Origin of the sequence: Pseudomonas frederiksbergensis (assembly GCF_001874645.1) — a bacterium.
In the GTDB taxonomy this organism is placed as follows: domain Bacteria; phylum Pseudomonadota; class Gammaproteobacteria; order Pseudomonadales; family Pseudomonadaceae; genus Aquipseudomonas; species Aquipseudomonas frederiksbergensis_B.
This window is the reverse complement of record NZ_CP017886.1, coordinates 3,164,389-3,188,592: the sequence shown is the minus strand read 5'-3', so window position 1 is coordinate 3,188,592 and position 24,204 is coordinate 3,164,389. Positions and strand designations below refer to the sequence as shown.

The following is a 24,204-nucleotide window of genomic DNA, read 5'->3' as shown; positions in this document are numbered from 1 at the left end:
AAGATCGCAGCCTGCGGCAGCTCCTACACAGGGAGGTTCGCGTTAATTGACACTCAGAATCGGGCTGCCCAAACGCTCCAGCAAGGTGGCCTGGGCACTGCGCGGGTTCTGGTTGCCGGTCGGCGAGTTGCGGATGTAACGACCGTCCGACTGCAGGACCCAGCTGTGGGTGTTATCGGTGAGATAACTTTCCAGCTCTTTCTTGACCCGCAAAATCAGCTTCTTGCCCTCGACCGGGAAGCAGGTCTCGACGCGTTTATCGAGGTTGCGCTCCATCCAGTCGGCACTCGACAGGAACATCTGCTCTTCACCGCCGTTGAGGAAGTAGAAGACCCGCGTGTGCTCCAGGAAGCGACCGATGATCGAGCGCACGTGGATGTTGTGCGAAACCCCGGCGATACCCGGTCGCAGGCAGCACATGCCGCGCACCACCAGATCAATCCGCACCCCGGATTGACTGGCCTTGTACAACGCACGGATGACCTTCGGATCGGTCAGCGAGTTGAACTTGGCAATGATGTGCGCCGGCTTGCCGTCGAGGGCGAACTGGGTCTCCCGGGCAATCATGTCGAGCATGCCCTTTTTCAGGGTGAACGGCGCGTGCAGCAGTTTCTTCATGCGCAGGGTTTTACCCATGCCGATCAACTGGCTGAACAGTTTGCCGACGTCTTCGCACAAGGCGTCGTCGGAAGTCAGCAAACTGTAGTCGGTGTACAAGCGGGCGTTGGCAGCGTGGTAGTTGCCGGTACCCAAGTGGGCGTAACGGACAATCTCGCCGGCCTCGCGGCGCAGGATCAGCATCATCTTGGCGTGGGTCTTGAAGCCCACCACGCCGTAGATCACCACCGCGCCGGCCGCTTGCAGACGGCTGGCCAGTTGCAGGTTGGACTCTTCGTCGAACCGCGCACGCAATTCGATCACCGCGGTGACTTCCTTGCCGTTACGCGCCGCATCGACCAACGCATCGACGATTTCCGAGTTGGCGCCGCTGCGGTACAGGGTCTGACGGACCGCCAACACGTGCGGGTCCTTGGCCGCCTGGCGCAGCAGGTCGACCACCGGAGTGAACGACTCGAACGGGTGCAGCAACAGGATGTCCTGTTTGCTGATCACGCTGAAAATGTTCTCGCTGTTCTGCAGCAGTTTCGGGATCTGCGGGGTGAACGGCGTGTATTGCAGCTCCGGGTGACTGTCCAGACCGGTGATGCTGAACAGCCGCGTCAGGTTGACCGGACCGTTGACCTGATACAGCTCGGTCTCGCTCAGGTTGAACTGCTTGAGCAGGTAGTCGGACAGGTGTTTCGGGCAGGTGTCCGCCACTTCCAGACGCACCGCATCACCATAACGACGGGAGAACAGCTCACCGCGCAGGGCGCGGGCCAGGTCTTCGACGTCTTCGGTGTCGACCGCCAGGTCTGCGTTTCGGGTCAGACGGAACTGGTAGCAGCCCTTGACCTTCATGCCCTGGAACAGGTCATCAGCGTGAGCGTGGATCATCGACGACAGGAACACATAGTTGTCACCCGTGCCACCCACCTCTTCCGGCACCTTGATGACGCGCGGCAGCAAACGCGGTGCCGGGATGATCGCCAGACCGGAATCGCGACCGAACGCATCGATACCTTCGAGCTCGACAATGAAGTTCAGGCTCTTGTTCACCAGCAACGGGAACGGGTGCGTCGGGTCGAGACCGATCGGGGTGATGATCGGCGCGATCTCGTCGCGGAAATAGCGGCGCACCCAGGTTTTGATCTTGGTGGTCCAGTGGCGGCGACGGATGAAGCGGACCTGATGCTTTTCCAGTTCCGGCAACAGGATGTCGTTGAGAATCGCGTACTGGCGATCGACATGTCCGTGCACCAGATCGCTGATGCGCGCCAGCGCCTGGTGCGGTTGCAGACCATCGGCACCGGCCTGCTCACGGGCGAAGGTGATCTGCTTTTTAAGCCCGGCGACGCGAATCTCGAAGAACTCGTCCAGGTTGCTGGAGAAGATCAGCAAAAATTTCAGCCGTTCCAGCAAGGGGTAGGACTCATCCAGCGCCTGCTCCAGCACGCGGATGTTGAACTGCAGTTGCGACAGCTCGCGGTGGATGTACAGGCTGCTGTCATCCAGACCTGGAATCGCGATCGCCGGTGCCGCCGGTGCAGCTTCGACCACCACCACGGGTGGAGCAGGCGCAAGCGCAGGCTCGGTTTCGACGACGGGCTCAACGATGGGTTGAGCTTCTTTTACGGCAACTTCAGTGAGTCCTTCGGTATTCATCGAATGTTCCTGGGAGGGCTATTGTTGCTCTCGTAACAATTGAGCAGCACGTACGGCAAAGTAAGTCAGGATGCCATCAGCGCCAGCACGTTTAAAAGCGGTCAGGGATTCAAGAATAACCCCTTCGCTCAACCAGCCATTCTGGATCGCTGCCATGTGCATCGCGTATTCACCGCTGACCTGATAGACAAAGGTCGGCACTTTAAATTCTTCTTTGACCCGGTAAAGGATGTCCAGGTACGGCATACCTGGCTTGACCATGACCATGTCCGCACCTTCTGACAAGTCTGCCGCCACTTCGTGCAGGGCTTCGTTGCCGTTGGCCGGGTCCATTTGATAGGACGCCTTGTTCGCCTTGCCGAGGTTCAGCGCCGAACCGACCGCATCGCGGAACGGGCCGTAATAGGCGCTGGCGTACTTGGCCGAGTAAGCCATGATCCGCACGTTGACGTGACCGGCCAGCTCCAGCGCTTCACGGATCGCCTGAATGCGGCCGTCCATCATGTCCGACGGAGCCACCACCTGCGCACCGGCAGCGGCATGGGACAACGCCTGTTTGACCAGCGCATCGACGGTGATGTCGTTCTGCACATAGCCTTCTTCATCCAGAATACCGTCCTGGCCGTGGGTGGTGAACGGGTCCAGCGCTACGTCCGTAATCACCCCCAACTCCGGGAAGCGTGCACGCAGGGCGCGAGTGGCGCGTTGGGCAATACCCTCCGGGTTCCACGCTTGCGCGGCATCAAGGGATTTGAGTTCAGCCGGGGTCACCGGGAACAGCGCCACGGCTGGAATGCCCAGCTCGACCCACTGGGCCGCTTCTTCGAGCAACAGGTCGATGGTCAGACGTTCGACGCCTGGCATCGAGGCGACCGCTTCGCGACGGTTTTCACCGTCCAGCACAAATACCGGAAGAATCAGGTCATGGGTGGTCAGGATGTTTTCACGGACCAGACGGCGCGAAAATTCATCACGACGATTGCGACGCAGGCGGGTTGCAGGAAACAAACGGTTGGCGGGGGTAAAGCTCACGACAGACTCCTGAGCCCGCGCTGGCGGGCGAGCGTGACAGTTATAAGCGGCCATTATGACCAACACATGACAGTTGTGTGCACCCCTGCGACCTGTAGTCGCAACTATTGTCCTTGTAGGAAATGTTCACGTCGAGACACATTTCGAGACTTTCCTGAATGTGCGTGAAGGGTTAGGCTGCGCGTTCATTTCGCCAGCACCCAGACAATGCTCCAACAATTTCTGCATGACTTCGGCTACTTTGCCCTTTTCCTCGGCACGTTCTTCGAAGGCGAAACCATTCTGGTACTCGCAGGCTTCCTCGCGTTCCGTGGATACATGGACATCAACCTGGTGGTGGTCGTGGCATTCTTCGGCAGCTATGCCGGCGATCAGCTGTGGTACTTCCTGGGGCGCAAGCACGGCCGCAAACTGCTGGCGCGCAAACCACGCTGGCAACTGATGGGTGATCGGGCGCTGGAGCATATCCGCAAGCACCCGGACATCTGGGTCCTGAGCTTTCGCTTCGTCTATGGCCTGCGCACGGTGATGCCCGTGGCCATCGGCCTGTCGGGCTATCCTCCGGGACGCTACCTGGTGCTCAACGGCATCGGCGCGGCGATCTGGGCCACGGCCCTGGCGGCGGCGGCCTACCACTTCGGTGCGGTGCTCGAAGGCCTGCTCGGCAGCGTCAAGAAGTACGAGCTGTGGGTACTCGGCGCCCTGTTGGTGCTGGGTTTGTGCCTATGGCTGCGTCGGCGCTTCAAGAATGCGCGCCTCGCCAAGCAGATCTACCAGGACGAACAACTGCTGCAGGCCGAAAAGACCAAGACCAGCGAGCCTACGACGCCAGTCGAGTGATGCGGTTTCTGCAACAGTAGAGGCCGATGCCGCTGAGCAGGCTGTAACTGAGCAGGCCGACCCAGCCCACCGCGCTGGCCGGCCACAGCCCGACCAGCGGCGCCAGCCACACCAGCGGCAGGTTCAGTACCAGCCGCAACAACTCCAGCTTCAACGCCTGCGGGCGATTCTCCAGGGCCACGCCCAGCACAAACAAACCCAGCGCCACCGCCCCCCAGCCCAACACCAGGGCCGCGGTCGACAAACTTTGCGCAACGTTCATCAGGTAGCTGCCCAATGCGATGTACAGGCAAAACTGCAGCGCGATATACACCTGCTGTCGTCCGTCCAGCGGCACCTCGAATTTGCGGAACTGACTCAGGTCCGGCTTGTTCATCGGGTACTTCGCCGCCACGTCTGCTGGGCGCCAGCCGGTGCGCATGAACCAGATTCGCAGCTTGTCCCACAAGCGCTCGGCGCGTCGCGCATCCGCCCATAGCTGTGCATAGAACTGCACGTTCGCCCACAACGGGTTCCAGCTCGCCAGTGGCGTGGTCACGCCAAAAATCACCGGTTCGTTGTCGTCCTCTTCCTGGAACGAACCAAACAGCCGATCCCAGATAATGAACACCCCACCGTAGTTGCGATCCATGTAGAGCGCGTTCTGCGCGTGGTGAGCCCGATGGTTGGACGGCGTGACGAAGAACCATTCGAACCAGCCGAGCTTGGGAATGTGTTTGGTGTGAACCCAGAATTGATACAGCAGGTTCAGCGCCGCGACGCTGACAAACACCAGCAGCGGCACCCCGAGCACCGCCATCGGCAGGTAGAAAATCCAGCTCAGCAGGAAACCGGTGCTGGTCTGACGCAACGCCGTGGAAAGGTTGTAGTCCTCGCTTTGATGGTGCACCGAATGCGCCGCCCAGAGGATGTTGCGCTCATGGCCCATACGGTGCAGCCAGTAGTAGCAGAAGTCGTAGAAGACAAAGGCGAACACCCAGACCCAAACGCTCTCGGCCGACAGCTCGAACAACGCCAGATGCTTCAGCGCGAACGCGTATGTCACCAGCCCCACACCTTTGGTCAACAGGCCGGTAGTGGTCGACAACACACCGGTGCTGAGGCTGTTGATCGCGTCGGCCAGACGATAATGACTCACCCCGCGCCAGCGGTCCGCCAGCAGCTCGACGGCAATCAACACAAAGAAAAACGGCACCGCATACAGAATGAAGTCCATGACGCGACCTGAGCGCAATTGTGATGACTGATCCTAGGTGTAGCCGTGAATTAACCCTATGGCAACGAGTGACAAATTAGTGGACATTTAACGCCACGAATCTGGAGAAGAACCCATGAGCAAAAAAGTGGCAGTGATACTTTCCGGCTGTGGCGTGTATGACGGCGCCGAGATCCATGAAAGCGTGATTACCCTGCTGCGCCTCGACCAATGCGGTGCACAGGTCCAGTGCTTCGCCCCTGATATCGCGCAACTGCATGTGATCAACCACCTGACGGGCGAAAAAATGCCCGAGTCGCGCAACGTGCTGGTGGAGTCGGCGCGCATCGCCCGCGGGCAAGTGAAGGACCTGCGTGAGGCCAACGCCGAAGACTTCGACGCGTTGATCGTGCCCGGCGGCTTTGGTGCCGCCAAGAACCTGTCCAACTTCGCCATCGAAGGCGCCGGTTGCGTCATTCAGGCTGAAGTCCTGGCGCTGGCCGAAGCCTTTGCCGAAGCCGGTAAACCGGTTGGCCTGATCTGCATCTCGCCGGCGCTGGCGGCGAAGATCTATGGCCCGGGCGTGACCTGCACTGTCGGTAACGACGCCGACACCGCTGCCGCCATGACCCGAATGGGTGCGACGCATGTCGATTGCGCCGTCAGCGATATCATTGAAGACAAGGCACGCAAACTGGTGAGCACCCCGGCTTATATGCTTGCACAGTCGATCAGCGAAGCCGCCTCGGGCATCAATAAATTAGTGGATCGGGTTTTAGAGCTGACCCATGAGAATGATGCGTAAGGAAGCAAGATCAAACAATCGCAGGCTTCGCCAGCCCCTACAGGGAGTTATGCGTCTACCCGGGATTTTGTGCCGGGCACGGTCCTTGTAGAAGCTGCCGCAGGTTCGGGCCGCGTTCGGACGATCTTTTCAGGGTTTTCGGGCCAACCGGGTCAGAATCCGGTCCAGCGCATTGGCGAACGCCTGCTTCTCCCGTTCACCAAACGGCGCTGGCCCGCCGCCCATCTGGCCCTGCTCGCGCAGGTCGGTGAACAGGTTACGCACCGCCAACCGATCACCCATGTTCTGCGCATCGAACTCCTTCCCCCGCGGATCCAGCGCCGCGACGCCTTTCTTCACCAAACGGTCGGCCAGCGGTACATCGCTGCAAATCACGAGCTCACCCGGCAGCGCATGCTCCACCAGGTAATCATCGGCCGCATCCGGTCCGCTCGGCACCACGATCAACTTCACCAGGGCCAGGCCCGGCTTGATCTGCGGCTGCCCCGCCACCATCACCACTTCGAATTGGCGCTTGAGGGCGAACTTCACCACCAGATCCTTGGCTGCCCGAGGGCAGGCGTCGGCATCGATCCAGACACGCATTGTGTATTTCCTCTTGAAAGCAAAAGATCGTCCGAACGCGGCCCGAGCCTTCGCCAGCTCCTACGGATTATCCGCGTAGGAGCTGCCGGAGGCTGCGATCTTTTGGGGGGCTCTTGGTCAGGAAACCCGAACCCGCCGCTTCTCCGCCATCCGACTACGGCTGTAGAGCACGACAATCGCCAGAATCGCCACCGCCTGCGCACCCAGCGAATAGGCATCAGCGTGAATCCCCAGCCAGTCGAAGTCAAAGAATGGCACCGGACGAGTGCCGAAGATCCCGGCTTCCTGCAAGGCCTTGACGCCATGCCCGGCGAACACCACCGACAACGCGCAAAGCAAACCGGCGTTGATCCCGAAGAACAGCGCCAGCGGCAGTTTCGCCGAGCCGCGCAGGATTACCCAGGCCAGACCGATCAGCAGCACCAGCGCCGTGGCGCCACCCGCCAGTACCGCGTTATGCCCGGCCGGGCCTGCTTGCAGCCACAAGGTCTCGTAAAACAGCACCACTTCGAACAGCTCCCGGTAGACCGAGAAAAACGCCAGTGCCGCAAAACCGAAACGCCCGCCGCCGCTGACCAGGCTGCTCTTGATGTAATCCTGCCAGGCCGCCGCGTGACGACGGTCGTGCATCCACACCCCGAGCCAGAGCACCATGACACTGGCAAACAGTGCGGTGCAGCCTTCAAGCAGCTCGCGCTGGGCACCGCTGACATCGATCACATACGCCGCCAACGCCCAGGTCGCCAACCCCGCTACCAGCGCCAAACCCCAACCGATGTTGACGCTGCGAATCGCCGACTGCTGGCCAGTGTTGCGCAAGAACGCCAGCACTGCAGCCAGCACCAGAATCGCTTCCAGCCCTTCACGCAGCAAAATCAGCAGACCAGAGATATAGCTCAGCGACCAACTCAGGCCATCGCTGCCCAGCAGGTCCGCGGACTCTTTCAACTTGGCCTTGGCAAACGCCAGACGTTGCTCGACTTGCTCGATCGGCAGCCCGTCCTGCAACGACTGACGGTAAGCCATCAGGGATTTCTCAGTGTCTTTGCGCACCACCGTGTTGACGTTGTCCAGCGAGCTTTCGACCAGTTCAAAGCCCTCCAGGTACGCCGCTACCGAGAGGTCATAAGCCTGCTCGCGTTCGCCGGCACGGTACGCGGCCAGGCTCTTGTCGAGGGTCGCGGCGGTGTAATCGAGCAACTGCGCCGGACCGCGTTTGACCTGCGGTGGCTGGGCGCGCTGGGCGCGAAAAGTAGCGGCTGCCTGAGGACCTTCGGCTGTCAGCACTTCCGCCGGGGTCTGCCGGGCCAGGTCGGCGAGGTTGAAGTTCTTTTCGCTTTTCGCCGCGGCCGGATCGGCGCTGAACGCGGCGATATAGGTCGCCAGATCCCAGCGCTGACGCTCATCGAGTTGATCGGCGAAGGCCGGCATGTCCGTGCCTTCGATGCCCTGCCCCAGCGTGCTGTAGATCGCGTACAGGCTCAAGCGGTCTAGCCGCGCGGCATCGCGCAGGTTGGCGGGTGGCGGCGTCAGGCCGACACCTGCAGGACCATCACCGGCGCCGGCGTCGCCATGGCACACCGAGCAGTACTGCGCGTACAACGGCGCACCCCGCGTGGGGTCCGGGGTAATGATTGGCGCCTGACTGACTTCATAGGCCACCGCCAGCTTCGCGCCCAGTTGCCGCGCCTGTCGGGCCACCTCCGTACCGTCCTGACGCTGGGTCACCGCGTTACGCAGATTGCTCACGCCCTGCTCAAGCTCCGCACGCTCGGGTTTGGCTGGCAGCGCAACGATCAGCCCCTGCAACACGCCAAGAAACTCCAGCTGTTCGCGGTATTCGCCGTCATCGATGACCTGGCCCGCCTCCACGGTTGCCGGATAATCGGCACCAATGTAATCGAGTAAATGCAGTGCTTGTGGAGCGCCTTCCACCGTGTCGGCCAGCAGGTTGAAACTGCACAGGGCAAACAAAGGGAAGACCAGCCAGGCCAGAAAACGGGACGGGGCAGTCATGAATGAATCTCAATTGATAATACGAAGTAACACATTGTTCACTCTCAATGCGTTCCGCTCAAGCTTTGTCGTCCATTGCTTGTGGATTCAGACCCTCCTTGCATAGTGGCATTTATAGAAAAAATGAAATTAAAAAGCCATTACATGGCCAGCACGCACGTCTATAATGCCGCGCCCTCGTTATTGCGATCGGGTATTTAAGCTCCTCTTTTTATGAGGAATTGGCATGGAAAGCCATCTTCCCTGTCGATTGGTTCACCCAGCCCGACCAGCACGCTCGGCTGTTTAAATTCAGGGAAGAAGTACCCCATGGCATCCCGCGCCCTCACCTCGATCGCGCTCAGCGCAATCACTTTGCTTGCCGGTTGTTCGGCCTTTCGCAGCTACGACACAGAACTGCAACAAACCAACCAACAGTTGGCCAGCGGTAATGTCGACGCTGCACTGACCCTGCTGGAAAAGAACAACACAGGTGAAAACAAAGACCTGCTCTATTACTTCGAAAAAGGTGAACTGCTGCGCGCCAAGGGCGACCTGACCGGCAGCCAGACCGCCTGGAGAAGCGCGGACCAGGTCGTCGGTACCTGGGAAGAGTCGGTCAAGCTGGACACCGACAAGTACCTGACCCAGTTCGGCAGCTTTCTGGTCAATGACAAGGTCCGCCGCTACGAAGGGTATGACTACGAAAAAGTCATGCTGACCACGCAAATGGCCTTGAACCTGCTGGCAGTGAACGATTTCGACGGTGCCCGTACCGAAATCAAGAAGACCCACGAACGTGAAGCAGTGATCGCCGAGCTGCGGGACAAGGAATACCTCAAGCGCGAGGACGAGGCCGAGAAGCAAGGCGTCAAGACCCAGTACAAGGATCTGCAAGGTTACCCGGTGGCGAGTCTCGACGCGCCTGAAGTGGTCGGTTTGAAGAACAGCTATCAGAGTGCGTTCAGTCATTACCTGGCCGGTTTCGTCTACGAAGCCCTGGGTGAAAAAGACCTGGCCGCGCCGGGCTATCGCAAAGCCGCCGAACTGCGCCCCAACACTCCATTGCTCGAACAAGCACTGCTGAACCTGGACAAGCCAGCCGGCAAAAGCGAAGAAAGCGACATTCTTATCGTCGTGCAAAGCGGCCTGGCGCCGAGCCGTGACTCCATTCGCATTCCCTTGCCATTGCCGATCAGCAACAACGTGGTGATCACCCCACTGTCGTTCCCGGTGATCAAGCCTGACACCTCGACCGTGACGTATGCGCAGATCGGTGTCGACGGCCAGCAACAGAACCTGACCCAGCTCAACAGCACCACTGCCATGTCCCGCCGCGCCCTGCGTGACGATATGCCCGGGATCATCCTGCGCACCACCGTACGGGCCGTGACTCGCGCCGTGGCGCAAAAGAAGATCAACGAGACCAACCCTCTGGCCGGTCTGGCCGTAGGCATTACGTCGGCGGTGATGGAAGGGGCGGATACCCGCACCTGGCGCACCCTGCCCGACAACACTCAGGTTGTGCGCCTGCGCCTGGCCAAAGGCGAGCACCAACTGAGCCTGCCGAACGCTCTGGGCGGTTCGCGAATCACGGTCAAGGTCGATCAGCGCTACCAGGTGATCAGCCTGCGTACGGTGGGCAATCAGGTGTTCGCCAGTGGCGTCGCCGCCCACGTGATCCCAAGTGCTACCCCGCAAGTCGTGGCCAGCATCAAACAACCTTAAGCGGAGCTTCTCCATGCGTTTCAAACTGATTGCTGCCGCCGCCCTGGCTCTGCTGGCCGGTTGCGCCACCCCGCCGCCTCCTGCGCCTGGCAGTGCCGCGAGCAAAGTCGTGGTGATGAACAAGTTCAACAACGTCGCCATCGGCGCGATGCGGGTCGCCCGTGAAAACGGCTTCCTGACCGTCAAGGTCGCGCTGAACAATACCAGCCACACCAACATGACGATGTACTACCGCTTCGTCTGGCTGGGCGACGACGGCTTCCCGGTGGCCGATGAAGAAAGCTGGAAAACCCTGAACCTGTATGCCGCGCAGGCCACGTTCCTGCCAGCCATTGCGCCCGTGCCCAAGGCCACCGACTTCCGCCTTGAAGTCAAAACCCCTTAAGCCCCCTATTTCGTGACAGAGAGACACTCCCATGTTTGTACGCTTTTCATTCCTCGCCGTGGTCGCCCTTCTGGCCAGCGGCTGCGCCAACAACTCGCCGGTTCTGGGCGGGAAAAACATCGGCTACGGCGATAGCAAAGCTGTTGAGCTGGTGACCAACGAGTTCGGCTCCACTGACCTGCAAATGATCGCGGAGTCCATGACCCGCTCCCTGGCCCAGTCCGGCATCTTGCAGGGCCGCCCGGTCGTGCAGGTCTACGACGTGAAGAACAAGACCAGCGAATACATCGATACCCGTGAAATCACCACCAGCATCAAGACTCAGCTGATGAAGTCCGGCACCGCCCGTTTCGCCAGCGACAACACCGCGATGCAGAGCCAGGTCGACCAGCTCAAGCTGCAAAACCAGAGCGGCCTGTACAAGAAAGGCACCGTGGCCAAGACCGGCAACATGGTCGCTGCCAAATACCGTCTTGAAGGTTCGATCAGCTCGATCGTCAAGCGCAGCAGCGATTACAAGGACGTTTTCTACAAATTCAGCCTGCAACTGATCGACGTTGAAAGCGGTCTGGCCGAGTGGATGGACGAAAAAGAGATCCGCAAAACCACGGAGCGTTAAGCAATGCGTGCATGGATTGGCATCATGGCCCTGGCCTGTGCGCTTGGCGCGCAGGCGGCCCCGAAAATCGCGGTCACCGACCTCGCTTACCAAGAGCGGGTGGAGCAGTACATCCACATCGTCTCCGCGCAGAGCAACATGCAGGCGGGCATGTACCACGCCAGTGGTTCGTCGAGCTACAACGAGATCGAGGCCAGCAGCAGCTACATCGAGCAAGGCGAGCTTCGCAAGTTCAGCGGCGACATCAAGGGCGAGATTCTCAAGTCCGGGATGTTCCAGCTGGTACAGGGCTCGCCATACACTGCCAAGTCCAAGGAAGACGTCTACGACGTGATCAAGCGGATTAAGGCCGGTAACTACAAGGGCGCCGACTATGTGTTGTTCGGCACCTTGTCGGATATCGACTTCACCCGCGACATCACCTCGCTGGCCAACACCGACAGCTATTCGGCGATTCTCGGGCTGAGCCTGGTGGCGGACTTCAGTCTGATCAACACCCGGACGTTTGAAATCACTTCGGCGTTCACCGCCATGGGTGACGGCCAGGACACCAAGCTGGTCAACAGCGAAGACGTCAAAGTTTCGCTGAACCGCCCACGAGTGGTACGTGATGTGTCCAAGTCGCTGGGTGAGGACGTGGCTCGTCAGCTGGGCGAACAACTCGGTCGGGGCGCTCAGCAACAGCCGGGGCAAGCGCCACTGCGCAATAACCTGCCGCAGGATACGGCGCCAGTTATTCTGCGCTGAGTCATCCGTGCGGGAACGAAAAAGGCGACCGCTTGAGGTCGCCTTTTTTGTGCCTTGCGGGTTTTACACCGCGGCTCTACGAATGGTCGCCAGCAACCCGGCAGCCCCCATGAACAGTCCGGCAAACGTACGGTTCATCCGTCGTTGTTGCTTGGGTGTGCGCAGCAGTCGCAGCACCCTGGAAGCGAGGCCGGTGTAGCCGGCCATCACGATCAGGTCAACGCAGATCATGGTTACGCCAAGGATCAGGTACTGCGCCACCAGCGGCGCATGCGGGTCAATGAACTGCGGCAGCACCGCAAGCATGAACACCAGCGCCTTGGGGTTGCTGACATTCACCAGGAAACCGCGAAATACCAACGCCAGCGGTTTGCCAATCTGCCGAATGGCCGCGTCATCGCTCATGTTGCTGGGCAGTGCGCGCCATTGCTTGACCGCCAGATACACCAGGTAAGCCACGCCAAACCATTTGATCGCGTAGAAAGCCGTGGCCGACGTGGCGAGGATTGCGCCCACACCGGCGGCGACAATCGCAATCTGCATGGCCAGACCCAGTTGCAGGCCAAGGGCGTTCCAGTAGCCGCGCCAAAAACCGTACTGCAAACCGCAGGACATCGACGCAATGGCGCCGGCACCCGGGGAAAGACTGATCACCCAACAGGCGGCAAAAAACGCCAGCCATGTCTCAAGCACCATCGCACACCTCGACTCAGACTCGTTATAGACGTCTAAGCTAATGCGCTGGTCTGTGAATGACTATCGATTTTTTGCAGAAAAATGGCCCTGCCGACCAGCGTTACCGGCAGCCCGGCTACTGACGAAGCCACGCGACAACACATCGCTGCCGCGTACCGAGTGTTGGAAGGCCGCCCCATCAGGACAGCGCCTCCAGCTCCGCCTGCATGCTTTCGAGCAGCTCCAGGGCTTCCATCCAGGTTTCTTCAAGCTCGGCTTCGCGAACTTTCAACCTGGCCTGTTCGGCCAGTAGATCACGCAGCTCATCCTTGCGGGCGGCTTCGTAGACGGCGCTGTCGCCGAGGCTGGTTTCGATCTTCGCCAGCTTCTCGTGCAACTTGCCCAACTCGGCTTCGAGCTTGTCGGCTTCGCGCTTGTGCGGTGCCAGTTGCTGACGCAACGCAGCAGCGGCCTGACGCTGGGCTTTCTTGTCGGTCTTGTCCGGGTTGACCGGCGAGTTGTTCACCGGCGCATTGCGCTGGCGATAATCGACCAGCCAACGGGCGTAGTCTTCCAGATCGCCATCGAACTCCTCGACCTTGCCATCGGCCACCAGGAAGAAATTATCCGTGGTGCTTTTAAGCAGATGACGATCGTGGGAGACCACCAGTACTGCACCACTGAATTCCTGCAGGGCCATGGTCAGCGCCAGGCGCATTTCCAGGTCCAGGTGGTTGGTCGGTTCGTCGAGCAGCAACAGGTTCGGCCGGCCCCAGGCGATCAACGCCAGCGCCAGACGGGCCTTTTCACCACCGGAGAAGTTCAGCACCGGTTCGTCGATCCGCGCACCGCGGAAGTCGAAACCACCCAGGAAGTCGCGCAGGGTCTGTTCACGTTCGGTCGGCGCCAGACGTTGCAAGTGCAGCAACGGGCTGGCCTTAGAGTCCAGCGAGTCCAGCTGATGCTGGGCAAAGTAGCCCACCACCGTGTTCTCGCCACGGGTCAACCGGCCGGACAACGGCTCGAGTTCACCGGCAAGGTTTTTGATCAGGGTCGATTTACCGGCACCGTTGGGGCCGAGCAATCCGATCCGCGCGCCGGGGGTCAGTTGCAGCTTGACCTTCTCCAGCACAGCTCGCTCGCCGTAACCCAGTCGGGCGTCGGAGAGATCAATCAACGGGCTGGAAATTTTCACCGACTCGCGGAAGACGAAGTCGAACGGCGAATCGACGTGGGCGGCGGACAACTCTTCCATCCGCTCCAGCGCCTTGATCCGGCTCTGGGCCTGTCGGGCCTTGGTGGCCTGGGCCTTGAAGCGGGCGATGTAGCTTTCCATGTGCGCACGTTGCGCCTGTTGCTTCTCGTAAGCCTGTTGTTGCTGGGCCAGACGTTCGGCACGGGCACGTTCGAACGCCGAGTAGCCACCGCGATAGAGCGTGATCTTGCGCTGATCGACGTGAGCCACGTGATCGACCACGGCGTCGAGGAAGTCGCGGTCGTGGGAAATCAGCAGCAAGGTGCCGGGGTAGTTCTTGAGCCACTCCTCCAGCCAGATAATGGCGTCGAGGTCCAAGTGGTTGGTCGGTTCGTCAAGCAACAACAGGTCCGACGGGCACATCAGCGCCTGTGCCAGGTTCAGACGCATCCGCCAGCCACCGGAGAAATCCCCGACCTGACGATCCATCTGTTCGTTAGTGAACCCAAGGCCTGCGAGCAGCTTGCGCGCCCGGGCGTCGGCGGTGTACCCGTCGGCGCTGTCGAGTTCTGCGTGCAGGCGCGCCTGAGCGGCACCGTCATGGGCCGCTTCGGCCGCTGCCAGGTCTTGTTGCACCTGACGCAGGCGCAAGTCGCCATCGAGCACGTAGTCGACCGCCAGGCGCTCGAGCGTGTCGACCTCCTGACGCATATGGGCGATACGCCAATCGGCCGGCAGGAAGCAGTCGCCCGAGTCCGGGTGAAGCTCACCCCGCAACAAGGCGAACAGGCTGGATTTGCCGGCGCCGTTGGCACCGATCAGGCCGGCTTTGTGACCGGCGTGCAGGGTCAGCTCGGCGTCTTCTAGCAGACGTTGCGGGCCACGTTGTAAAGTCAGGTTCTGAAGTCGAATCATAATGGCGGCGGAGTCTACCAGCTTCGCTCGCAACTGGCGCGAGTAGCACTATGTCCTCTGACCTGTGGAGCTTTTCCCTTACCCTCTACACCCGACCGGGTGTTGAAGACGCCTGCCTGAAACTGCAAGCAGCCGGGGCCAACGTTTGCCTGCTGTTGTGCGCGGCCTGGCTCGGACAGCGCGGCGTGAGATGCAATGCGCAACGCCTGCAACACCTCCAGCACCTGGCCGGGCCGTGGCATGCACAAGTCGTGCAACCGCTTCGACAACTGCGTACGCAATGGAAGGCCGCGGCCCTCGACGACGAGGTACTGAACGCGCTACGAGCGCAAGTCAAAGCTCTGGAGCTGGAAGCGGAGCGGCAACTGTTGTTGCGCCTGGAGAATGCAGCGCAAGCATGGCCGGAGGGTCAAGCCAAAGATCTGGCCGTGTGGCTGGAAGGATTGGCGGCGAGCGCCGCCAACCTGAACCGCGACGCGCTGCATCAACTGCGCGTCGCGGTGACTGGCACTTAGGAAGCGCTGGTCAGGGTTTTGGTAGTGCTTGCAGCCGCCGGTACAGGTGAAGCGGATGGTGTGCTCGCGGCCGGAGCAGGTGAAGCCGCCGGTGCAGATGTCGCAGGCTTGGCAGCCGCTGGTGCGGTTGCCGGTTTTGCAGCTGCTGGTTTAGCGGCAGCAGGTTTGGCCACGACTGGCTTTTTCACCGCCGGCTTGGCTGCTGGTTTCGCAGCAACCGGCTTGGCAACAGCAGGTTTGGCAGCGCTGGACGTTGCAGGCTTGGCAGCGACGGCTGGTTTAGCGGCAGGCTTGGCCGGCGCTTTGGCAGTTGCAGGTTTGGCGGCAGGTTTTGCAGCAACCGGTTTAGCGGCTGGCTTGGCAGCCGGTTTGACCGCTGCGGTTTTTGCTGCTGGTTTTGCCGCAGTGGTTTTCGCTACTGCAGGTTTGGCGGCTGCTTTCGCTGGAGCCTTGGCCGGTGCCTTGGCGGCTACCGATTTGGCAGCGGGTTTTTTCGCGGTGGAAGCAGCGGTGGCTGGCTTGGCCGAACGCAGGGTCAGCGCTTTGCCGACAGCTTCTTTCACACGACCAATACCCTGGGCCAGTTTCAGGCTTTCCTGGGCATCGCGCTTGAGTTGCAGAATGTAGCCACGCGTCTCGGACTGGCGATCCTTGAGCGCATCGAGCAGGCCTTCAAGTTCTTGTACCGCATCCTTGGCCTTGGCTTGTGCCTTGGCTTTGCCGGCCGCCGCAGCGTCCTGCAATTTAGTGCGGGATTTGTGCAATTTTTCCTGCGCTTTTCCGCGCTGTTTTTCCAGTTTGGCGAGCAGCTTTTCAGCATCAGCCAAGGCTTGGGAACAAGCGTTTTCCAAATGCTCGAGCAAGCTGCCCGAGAGCTGTTGGAGTAAATGCAACGGAGTATTTACAGGCTTCTTATTGGCCGACATGGTTTACCTCCTGGCTGACGTGAGTGCGGCTCATACTAGACCTCTGCTGCTACCGCCGCTAGGGCATGTTGACAGTATCGATTGCCGTGCGTTGCACCGAATTGAAAATGTTCTGCACGCACTTAAAAGCAGTTCACCGGTCACGGCATTCTCACTGGCATAATCCACCGCATCTCAGGCTGGAGAGTGCCCATGTCGCGTTACCTTTTTTTACCTTTGTGCGTGTTTTTTTCGTTGGCTCACGCCGCTGAAAAAACCACGGAAACTGACGCCCATGATCTTGCCTACAGCCTCGGTGCAAGCCTGGGTGAACGTCTGCGTCTGGAGGCCCCCGATCTGCAAATTCAAGCATTGGTGGAAGGCTTGCAACAAGCCTATCAAGGCAAGCCACTGGCGCTGAAGGATCAGCAAATCGAGCAGATTCTGGCCGAGCACGAAGCGCAAATGGCCGAGCAGCCTGCCATACCGCAAAGCGAAGTTGCCCTGGACAAGGAGCAACGCTTCCTGACGGCCGAGAAGGCAAAACCCGGGGTTCGCGAATTGGCGGATGGCATCCTGCTGACCGAACTGGTTGCGGGCAACGGCGCCAAGGCCGGGCCCAATGGCAAGGTGCAGGTTCGCTACATTGGCAAGCTGCCCGACGGCACGGTGTTCGATCAGAACAGTCAGGCGCAATGGTTCAGCCTCGACAGCGTGATCAGTGGCTGGCGCAGTGCGTTGCAACAGATGCCGGTGGGTGCGAAATGGCGCCTGGTGATTCCATCCGCGCAAGCCTATGGTGCCGATGGCGCAGGGGACCTGATTGCACCGTTCACACCTCTGGTGTTTGAAATCGAACTGCTCGGCGCGACTGGCTGAGCAATCGTACACAACGAAAAACGGCGCGCAGAGCGCACCGTTTCAGGGATCGTTTGCATCGAGGAGAAACTCAGGCTTGTTCTGGAGTTTCTTCCTTGTGGGCCGTGTGCAGCACTTCGATCAGGCAATCTTCCAGTTCAAAGCGCTCGTGCAACAGGCCACCGAGCTCCTGGAATTTCTCCGCAACGCACTTGCCTTCATCGCAGAGATCGTTGAAAGCCAGCAGCTTCTCGGTGATCACGTCGATACGCGGGTAAATGGTTTCGGCCAATTCAAGCCCGCGCGTGTCACCGAACGCCTTGGCTTCGCCCGTCAGCTGTTCGTAGATTTCGAAGTGGCCGGCAGAGACGTAATCGACCAGGACACCACAGAACTCCTGCAACGGCTTTCGGTTTTCGCCCAGAGCCTCAGGCTTGGCGCCGAGAGCATCATAGGCTCGAACCAGTTCGTGACGCTCCTGCAACCAACGATCGATCAGCAGATGCACTCCACCCCAGCGTTCCTGAGCATTCTGACAACTTTCGAGCATGGTGATCTCTCTTCCCTTATGGGTAATGCCGCCCGCACTCGCCGCAAGACTTGAAGATCAAGATTTGGCCAGGCAGAGCACCATTGAGCAACAATTCCAATGATACGTGCGGGCCAGATTATGCCCGCACGACAACAGCTTCAAGGTACGCAGGAGATAAAGTTCATACAAGTGTTTAATCGTCCACCCTGCTCCGGTGCGACGACTCGCCGCTGATCGGTCGCTGATCGGCGTACCAGACCAGCCGCACGACCTGGTAAGCCCCGAGAATCGTCACCCCGACAAAAAACAACAGACTCCACTCGGGAATACTCAGGTCGAACAGCGTCCAGGAAATTTCCACGCAGTCAGCGGCTCCGCTGAATACCCGCTTCACAACACACAGCCAGGGCATGTTGGTGAAAAGACCTTCCAAGCCGGGAGAGCACTCCGACATGTGTTGACCCGGATCGCTTTGCAATACCACCTGGCGCCACGCCGTCACCATTCCCCCCAGGCTGCTGAACAGGCCGAGCAGCCAATAAAGTAAACAGCCCAGGCGCTTGGGCCCGTGCAGCGCGGCAATCAGGCAGACCGTCGTGAACAGGGCCAGAAAAAACCGCTGCAACAGGCACAGCCCGCACGGTTTGAGCCCGATGGAGAACTCCAGATAGTACGAAGCGCCCAAGGCCAGGGCACCCGCGATGAAAGCCATGAAAAACAAGGAGCGTGTGCTGGCCAATGACATGACTTATCCGTAACAGAAGAGACAGGCAGTTACGGTAGAGGAAAGCCCTCTGGCCTTTCAAGGCAAGGCAGTGCAGAGACTTCGCCACAGATGTAGGGAATTCCCGACAGAAGAGACAGGACCAAATGTAGTCCCTTGTAAGACGCTGCCTACACCCGGCAAGACGGGGAAGAACTTCGCGTTTTTCAAACGGCCGGGTCGCCTGCTCGGGCGACCCGGCCATCCTGCACCTTATGCGCGTGCAGGCACCGGCAAAGGCGAGGCCAGCAGGCGCTTGTCCAACAGGCCCAGGCCTTCCTGGAAGAGCTGATTGCTGCGTTCGGTGTCACCCAGCTGAGCCAGCAAGCGAGCGAGTTCGGCGCAGGCCTCGGGGTTACGCTGCACCTGCAGGCTGCTTTCCAGATAGTCCCGCGCCTTGCCCCACAGACTGCCTTGCAAACACAGCCGCCCCAGTGTCAGCAGCAAGCTTGGGTCGCCAGGATGGTCCTTCAACCAACCCTCGGCCGTGTGCAGTTGCCGCGTCGGGTCGCTGCCACGCAGCAAGCCATACAGCCGCGCCAGATGACTGTCATATTTACGCTTGAGCGCCCCGCGTAGTACTTCCTCTGCCTCCACCTCGGCACCCAGTTGTCGCAACTGTTCGGCATAGGCTAGCACCAGCTGTGGTTCTTGGCGCTGAGCGGACGTCAGCTGTTGCCAGGCGCGATTGAGCGCCTGCAATCCAACGGCGCCGTCTTCCTCCCGGCGAGCGGCCAAGGTGAGGTTTTCACCCCAGGCACGACGCTCCAACTCCGCCAGCTCGCTGGCCGGCAGAGCCTTGTCCTTGCGCAATTCCGGCAACAGGCGGATGACCGCCGACCAGTCGCCGCGCTGCGCAAGCAAACGTTGCAACTGACGCAGAACCTGAACGCTGTGAGGATGACGTTCGTGCATAGCCTGCAGTGTTGTCAGTGCACCGTCGGTATCGCCACGATCGGTCTGCAACTGTGCGTGACTCAAGGCAATCGCCAACTCGGCCTGAGGCTGACGCTCCAGTGCACGCTCCAGCAGGCTGTCGCTTTCGTCATAATGGCCCTGCTCGTTCGCCGCTCGTGCAGCACCCAGATAGTAGAGCAGCGGCTGGTGTTCGGCTTCAGCGGCGCGAGACAAGTGACGCTGAGCGCTGGCCCAACGACCTTCAGCCAGATCCAACTGACCGTGCTCGATCGCCACTTGTACACGACGACTGTGGTTGCGGCTCGACCATGGGTTGACCACACCACTGGAAGTGGCCACCAACTCGATCAGCATCCTGATCCCCCACAGCACCAGCCAGATCACTGCCACCAGTGCCAGGGTCGCCCACAGGCTCGATTCGTAGCGGAAGGTCTTGTAGGCGATCAGCACGTAACCCGAATGCTGGGCGATGGCCAGCCCCAATACCCCGGCGGCGGCGATGAGCAAAAACACAATCACATAAAGTCGCTTCATGGGCTGGTCCCCGGCGTAGTGCTCGCGGCAGGTTTCACCGAGTCCTGGGCACTGACGTTACGCCGCTCCAGGTAGGCCTGCACCGTGCTCAGGGTGGTTGCCAGGTCAGGCGTGATAACCGTTACCGGTTGCTTACTCAACTCGGCAACCTGTTCGAGTATCACTTTGCTTTGCGGGTTGTCCTGATTGAAGCTGCCCTTGAGCACATCCCGCGCTTCAGTCAGCGCCTGGGTATACACCGGCGCTTGGCCATTGAGCGCAGCCCATTGCGCTTGCTCAAGCGCCAGGCTCAGCGCCAGGCGGACCTGAGTCAGGCTTTGCCCGGCGAGCAATGGACGAATGTTTTTATCGGCGTTGAAATCGATGCGAATGTAGCGCGAAATCTGGTCCCACCATTGCGCCCAGCGACTGGCGCCATCGCCTTCGGCAGTCAGGCTCGACAGCGAATCGCGCTCATGAAACTCGGGGGCGAGTTCACTGAGCTCGACCACCTGATCACGCAAGGCGCCCAGTTGCAGGAACAACCCGGTGCGATCCGGTTGCTCGGTACTGCGCAGCGCAGCAAGACTTTTCGCAATCTGTTCGCGGGCGGCGAAAGAGCCCGGATCATTCTGCTCGCGGAGAATTTCATCGGCACCTTGCACGAGTGCCTGAGCGCTGCTGACGTCCTGCAAGGCAGACAGGCGCAAGCTGGCCAGACGCAGCAAGTGCTCGGCCTCGGCCAAACGCCAATCCTTGCGGCTGGCACCCAGAACCGTTTCCAGACGCTGATTCAAGCGCTGCTGGTCGCCCTGCAACTGAATCACCAGGCGTCGCCGGTCTTCCAGTTCATCGACAGGCGGTAATTGCTCAAGCCGGGCCGTCAGGCGCTGCTCATTGAGCTTGAGGCTTTGCGCCTGATCATTCAGGGCCTGCAATTGCCCCAGCTGTTGCTGGTTGTTGGCTTGCAGGCTACGCACCTGCCAGATCCCCCAACCACCCGCGGCAACCCCCGCGGCGCCCAGCAACATCGCCAGGATCACCAGCCCGTTGCCACGGCGCGGCTCAGGGCTCTTCACAGTTTCATCCGACGCATCGAGCGCTGGCTGGACGTCATCTTTCGGCAAGGCTGTTTCGCTCACGTATCCATCCTTTGCATTAGAAAACGGGCCGGGTTTCCCGCAACGCCGTTAGCAAAGCCGTGGCACTGGCGCCACGACAATCCACAACTGTTTGAACGCCTGCGGCCAGCGCCATCTCGGCTACCCGAGGGCTTGGAACAAACAATGTTAACCGCGCCAACTCAGGCCAGGCACTGCCCGCCAACTGGCGCAGGTGCTCAAATCCCTGCCCACTGCTGACCACCACGCCGTTCAAGCGTTCCGCTTGAATCCGCTCAGGCAATGCCCCCTCGGCATACCGCGGCAAGCCGCGACGGTACAACTCCAGATAATCGACACTAGCACCTTGCTCGCGTAAACGCTCTGCGAGCAGTTCACGTCCACCCTCGCCGCGCATGATCAACACACGAGCGTCAGGCCGTGCGATAGCCTCGCGCAACGGTGTCAGTCCAAGCAACGCTTCGCTGTCATCGCCATCCACCGGGAAGCTGACGTCCAACCCACGATCCTGGAGGATCTGCGCGGTCGCCGACCCCACGCTGAACCACTTCAAGCGCTGTGATTGCGGCCAGTGCCGTTCGACCAGATCCACACCGATTCGGGCGGCCGGCTTGCTGACCACGATGACCGCGCAATAGCGATCCATACCCTGAATCACCTCGCGCATTGTCTCAGAGACAGGAATCGGCTCTATGTCCAAAAGCGGCAAGCTACTGCTGAAAATCCCCTTTTCGGCCAGAATACGGGTCAGCACCGCCGAATCATCCGCGGGACGCGTCAACAGCAGGCGCCAATCCGTCACTCGTGATCTGCCTCGCTATAGACCGACTTCAGAATGTCGTTGGCGCCCTGGCCAAGAAGGTCTTCGGCGACTTGCACACCCAAGGCTGCGGCATTGCTCCGTGGCGCACGAGCCTCGGCACGGAGCAGCAGCCCGCCCTTCGGATCGCCCACCAGGCCGCGCAGCCAGATCTGCTCGCCTTCGAGTACCGCATAGCAAGCGATTGGCACCTGACAGCCGCCGTTCAAATGCTTGTTCAGCGCTCGTTCGGCAGTGACCCGCGTGGCGGTGTCCTGGTGATGCAGAGGGGCAAGCAGGGCATGAATTTCGTTGTCGGCGCTGCGGCATTCGATACCGACTGCACCCTGACCACCTGCTGGAAGACTGTCATCGACACTGATCGCTGAGCTGATGCGATCTTCAAAGCCCAGTCGAATCAAACCGGCTGCCGCGAGGATGATCGCGTCGTACTCACCGGCGTCAAGCTTGGCCAGCCGGGTGTTGACGTTGCCACGTAGAAAGCGGATTTGCAGATCCGGGCGACGAGTCAGCAGTTGTGCCTGGCGACGCAGGCTGGAGGTGCCGACCACGCTGCCCTGAGGCAACTCATCGAGGCTTGCATAGGTGTTGGAAACAAAGGCGTCACGCGGGTCTTCGCGCTCGCAGATGCAAAACAGACCCAGGCCTTCGGGGAAGTCCATCGGCACGTCTTTCATCGAGTGCACGGCAATGTCGGCTTCGTTTTCGAGCAGCGCGGTTTCCAGCTCTTTGACGAACAGGCCCTTGCCGCCGATTTTCGACAGCGGCGAATCGAGCAGCTTGTCGCCGCGACTGACCATAGGCACCAGCGTCACGACCAGACCCGGGTGGGCTTGCTCCAGACGAGCTTTGACGTATTCGGCCTGCCACAAGGCCAAGGCACTTTTGCGGGTAGCGATGCGTATTTCGCGAGGGGACATGGATCAATCCGTACTGAATAGATACGGCGGATAATAACAGCTCAGCCAAATCCGCTTTGACTTGTATCAGTAACAGCCGGCCTCCCTGGCCTCACCTGCCCGGCAATGGGGAGTGAAATCCGTTGCGAACAGCGGATTAAAGCTGTTGCATCATCTTGCGCACTCCAGCGACATGGCGTCGGCTGACAATCAGTGCATCACCGTTAAGCCCCTTGAGAAATAGCTGGAAGTGCCCGAGCGGTGTTCGCTGCAGCCGCTCGATACGCTCGCGGGCCACCAGCGCATTGCGGTGTATACGCACAAAACGGTCGCCAAATTCGTCTTCGAGGGCTTTCAACGGTTCGTCCAGCAGAACTTCGCCACTTTCGTGGCGCAAGGTCACGTACTTGTGGTCGGCGATGAAATAGACCACCTGAGCCAACGGGATCAACTCGATGCCTTTGCGGGTCCGCGCACTGATATGACTGCGTGGGCCACTGCCGCTTTCTGCCGCCGGCCGAGTCAGCGCCGCGAGCTGGACGCGGTTGGGGCGCTCAGCTTTTTTCAGGGCGTCGAGCAACTGCTCCGAACGCACCGGTTTAGCCAGGTAGCCCACCGCGCTGGTTTGCAGGGCGTCCAGGGCAAATTCATCCTGGGCCGTACAAAACACCACCGCTGGTGGCGTCTCGCGCTCACACAACCGGGCAGCAACTTGCAAACCGTCGAGGCCAGGCATACGGATGTCGAGCAGCACGATATCGGGCTTCAGGCTGTCGATCAGGGCCAATGCCTCATCGCCATTGGTGGCGCTGGGCTCCAGGACACTGTAACCCTCAAGCTCGCTGACCATACGGCTCAGGCGCTCGCGGGCTTGGGGTTCGTCATCAACGATCAGGACATTCATATTGCGCTGGATTCCTGCGTGAGTCTCGCACAAGGATAGCGTAGACAGGTGAAGTGACGTCCGTCACCGCGATCCACGCTAAGACTAGCGCGAGCGCCAAAAAGTGCCGCACGTCGGGTTGCAATATTTATCGGTGCCTGCGCAGTTCCGTTCGAAGCTCGCCGCAGCGTGGTGTCACCGTAGGGATTGCTGATACACAATATGAACACCCCTCTTCTCTTATAGTCGGCTTCGACGCTGACGTTGCGCGCTTTGATAAGGCTCGGCACACGATCAACAATTGCACCGCCCCTCACGTCCAACTGTAGACGCTTGCCGCGACGAAAGTGCTCATTTGACAAATATCGTTGCGTAAACGCGGCAGCGACCTATTGAGTATGGCCGGTCAAACAAGAAAAAAACGTATCGACCAGTGTCACCGACGGGATTGGCAACCCTGTTATTATCTGCGGCAGGTTTTAACGCCATCTTCCTT

The 24,204-nt window shown here is 60.1% G+C and carries 23 protein-coding genes and 1 pseudogene; 8 read left to right on the top strand and 16 right to left on the bottom strand.

The features are described from left to right. Positions 1–42 precede the first annotated feature (42 nt). Together ppk1 and hemB are read right to left on the bottom strand one after the other, a co-directional pair. Positions 43–2,265, bottom strand: a complete 2,223-nt coding sequence (gene ppk1 / locus BLL42_RS15295) for a polyphosphate kinase 1 (RefSeq protein ID WP_071552850.1) — start codon at positions 2,263–2,265, stop codon at positions 43–45. An 18-nt stretch (positions 2,266–2,283) separates the two neighbouring features. Continuing rightward, positions 2,284–3,297: a porphobilinogen synthase gene (gene hemB, locus BLL42_RS15290; protein WP_071552849.1), complete on the bottom strand. Its 1,014-nt coding sequence runs from the start codon at positions 3,295–3,297 to the stop codon at positions 2,284–2,286. A 207-nt stretch (positions 3,298–3,504) separates the two neighbouring features. Here hemB and BLL42_RS15285 point away from each other — a divergent pair, with 207 nt between their 5' ends. Further along, on the top strand, positions 3,505–4,137 hold the full coding sequence (locus BLL42_RS15285; protein WP_071552848.1) for a DedA family protein: 633 nt from the start codon (positions 3,505–3,507) through the stop codon (positions 4,135–4,137). On the opposite strand, the gene BLL42_RS15280 is transcribed toward BLL42_RS15285, so the two are convergent. Beyond that, on the bottom strand, positions 4,118–5,353 hold the full coding sequence (locus BLL42_RS15280) for a sterol desaturase family protein (protein WP_071552847.1): 1,236 nt from the start codon (positions 5,351–5,353) through the stop codon (positions 4,118–4,120). The two genes, BLL42_RS15285 and BLL42_RS15280, sit on opposite strands and share 20 nt — an antisense overlap. Before the next feature lie 115 nt (positions 5,354–5,468). Here BLL42_RS15280 and elbB point away from each other — a divergent pair, with 115 nt between their 5' ends. Continuing rightward, the gene (elbB, locus tag BLL42_RS15275) at positions 5,469–6,137 is read left to right on the top strand and encodes an isoprenoid biosynthesis glyoxalase ElbB (protein WP_071552846.1); all 669 of its coding nucleotides are present in this window, start codon (positions 5,469–5,471) and stop codon (positions 6,135–6,137) included. Between the two features lie 129 nt (positions 6,138–6,266). Here elbB and BLL42_RS15270 read toward each other — a convergent pair whose 3' ends face one another. Together BLL42_RS15270 and BLL42_RS15265 are read right to left on the bottom strand one after the other, a co-directional pair. Continuing rightward, entirely contained in the window at positions 6,267–6,722 is a 456-nt protein-coding gene (locus BLL42_RS15270; RefSeq protein ID WP_071552845.1) for a YaiI/YqxD family protein, read from the bottom strand. A 117-nt stretch (positions 6,723–6,839) separates the two neighbouring features. After that, positions 6,840–8,738, bottom strand: a complete 1,899-nt coding sequence (locus tag BLL42_RS15265) for an FTR1 family protein (RefSeq protein WP_071552844.1) — start codon at positions 8,736–8,738, stop codon at positions 6,840–6,842. Between the two features lie 309 nt (positions 8,739–9,047). On the opposite strand from BLL42_RS15265, the gene BLL42_RS15260 reads away from it, so the two are divergent. Genes BLL42_RS15260 through BLL42_RS15245 form a run of 4 tightly spaced genes read left to right on the top strand, consistent with a single transcriptional unit; the run spans position 9,048 to position 12,196 of the window. Continuing rightward, entirely contained in the window at positions 9,048–10,445 is a 1,398-nt protein-coding gene (locus BLL42_RS15260; RefSeq protein WP_071552843.1) for a COG3014 family protein, read from the top strand. Positions 10,446–10,458: 13 nt separating this feature from the next. Further along, positions 10,459–10,830, top strand: a complete 372-nt coding sequence (locus BLL42_RS15255; RefSeq protein ID WP_071552842.1) for a YcfL family putative periplasmic lipoprotein — start codon at positions 10,459–10,461, stop codon at positions 10,828–10,830. 31 nt (positions 10,831–10,861) lie between these two features. Then, on the top strand, positions 10,862–11,449 hold the full coding sequence (gene lpoB, locus BLL42_RS15250; protein ID WP_071552841.1) for a penicillin-binding protein activator LpoB: 588 nt from the start codon (positions 10,862–10,864) through the stop codon (positions 11,447–11,449). A gap of 3 nt (positions 11,450–11,452) precedes the next feature. Further along, the gene (locus BLL42_RS15245; protein ID WP_071552840.1) at positions 11,453–12,196 is read left to right on the top strand and encodes a penicillin-binding protein activator LpoB; all 744 of its coding nucleotides are present in this window, start codon (positions 11,453–11,455) and stop codon (positions 12,194–12,196) included. Between the two features lie 63 nt (positions 12,197–12,259). On the opposite strand, the gene rhtB is transcribed toward BLL42_RS15245, so the two are convergent. Beyond that, the gene (rhtB, locus tag BLL42_RS15240; RefSeq protein WP_071552839.1) at positions 12,260–12,892 is read right to left on the bottom strand and encodes a homoserine/homoserine lactone efflux protein; all 633 of its coding nucleotides are present in this window, start codon (positions 12,890–12,892) and stop codon (positions 12,260–12,262) included. Positions 12,893–13,070: 178 nt separating this feature from the next. Further along, on the bottom strand, positions 13,071–14,981 hold the full coding sequence (locus BLL42_RS15235) for an ATP-binding cassette domain-containing protein (RefSeq protein WP_071552838.1): 1,911 nt from the start codon (positions 14,979–14,981) through the stop codon (positions 13,071–13,073). Between the two features lie 50 nt (positions 14,982–15,031). Between BLL42_RS15235 and BLL42_RS15230 the strand changes: the two genes are divergently transcribed. Next, positions 15,032–15,496, top strand: coding sequence for a TIGR02444 family protein (locus BLL42_RS15230; protein ID WP_071552837.1), 465 nt, complete (start codon positions 15,032–15,034; stop codon positions 15,494–15,496). On the opposite strand, the gene BLL42_RS29265 is transcribed toward BLL42_RS15230, so the two are convergent. Continuing rightward, on the bottom strand, positions 15,493–16,422 hold the full coding sequence (locus BLL42_RS29265) for an AlgP family protein (RefSeq protein ID WP_081427309.1): 930 nt from the start codon (positions 16,420–16,422) through the stop codon (positions 15,493–15,495). The two genes, BLL42_RS15230 and BLL42_RS29265, sit on opposite strands and share 4 nt — an antisense overlap. A gap of 192 nt (positions 16,423–16,614) precedes the next feature. On the opposite strand from BLL42_RS29265, the gene BLL42_RS15215 reads away from it, so the two are divergent. Further along, complete coding sequence (locus tag BLL42_RS15215) at positions 16,615–17,280, top strand: FKBP-type peptidyl-prolyl cis-trans isomerase (RefSeq protein WP_071552835.1); 666 nt, start codon at positions 16,615–16,617, stop codon at positions 17,278–17,280. Positions 17,281–17,350: 70 nt separating this feature from the next. Here BLL42_RS15215 and BLL42_RS15210 read toward each other — a convergent pair whose 3' ends face one another. The 8 genes and pseudogenes from BLL42_RS15210 to BLL42_RS30495 form a co-directional block, all read right to left on the bottom strand. Beyond that, positions 17,351–17,809 carry an Rsd/AlgQ family anti-sigma factor gene (locus BLL42_RS15210; RefSeq protein ID WP_071552834.1) on the bottom strand — a complete coding sequence of 153 codons (459 nt, stop codon included), beginning with the start codon at positions 17,807–17,809 and terminating at the stop codon, positions 17,351–17,353. Between the two features lie 175 nt (positions 17,810–17,984). Continuing rightward, positions 17,985–18,536: a disulfide bond formation protein B gene (locus tag BLL42_RS15205; protein WP_071552833.1), complete on the bottom strand. Its 552-nt coding sequence runs from the start codon at positions 18,534–18,536 to the stop codon at positions 17,985–17,987. A gap of 231 nt (positions 18,537–18,767) precedes the next feature. Further along, on the bottom strand, positions 18,768–20,006 hold the full coding sequence (locus BLL42_RS15200; RefSeq protein WP_071552832.1) for a heme biosynthesis protein HemY: 1,239 nt from the start codon (positions 20,004–20,006) through the stop codon (positions 18,768–18,770). After that, complete coding sequence (locus tag BLL42_RS15195; RefSeq protein WP_071552831.1) at positions 20,003–21,127, bottom strand: uroporphyrinogen-III C-methyltransferase; 1,125 nt, start codon at positions 21,125–21,127, stop codon at positions 20,003–20,005. The genes BLL42_RS15200 and BLL42_RS15195 overlap by 4 nt, the downstream gene beginning before the upstream one ends. 16 nt (positions 21,128–21,143) lie before the next feature. After that, entirely contained in the window at positions 21,144–21,908 is a 765-nt protein-coding gene (locus BLL42_RS15190) for a uroporphyrinogen-III synthase (RefSeq protein WP_071552830.1), read from the bottom strand. Further along, on the bottom strand, positions 21,905–22,846 hold the full coding sequence (gene hemC, locus BLL42_RS15185; RefSeq protein WP_071552829.1) for a hydroxymethylbilane synthase: 942 nt from the start codon (positions 22,844–22,846) through the stop codon (positions 21,905–21,907). Before hemC ends, BLL42_RS15190 begins: the two co-directional genes overlap by 4 nt. A 136-nt stretch (positions 22,847–22,982) precedes the next feature. Further along, a complete protein-coding gene (locus tag BLL42_RS15180; RefSeq protein ID WP_071552828.1) occupies positions 22,983–23,729 on the bottom strand; it encodes a LytR/AlgR family response regulator transcription factor in 747 nt (248 codons plus the stop codon). Continuing rightward, positions 23,726–23,971: pseudogene (locus tag BLL42_RS30495) on the bottom strand (sensor histidine kinase); the annotation flags it as partial. The gene BLL42_RS15180 and the pseudogene BLL42_RS30495, both read right to left, overlap by 4 nt. Positions 23,972–24,204 lie beyond the last annotated feature (233 nt).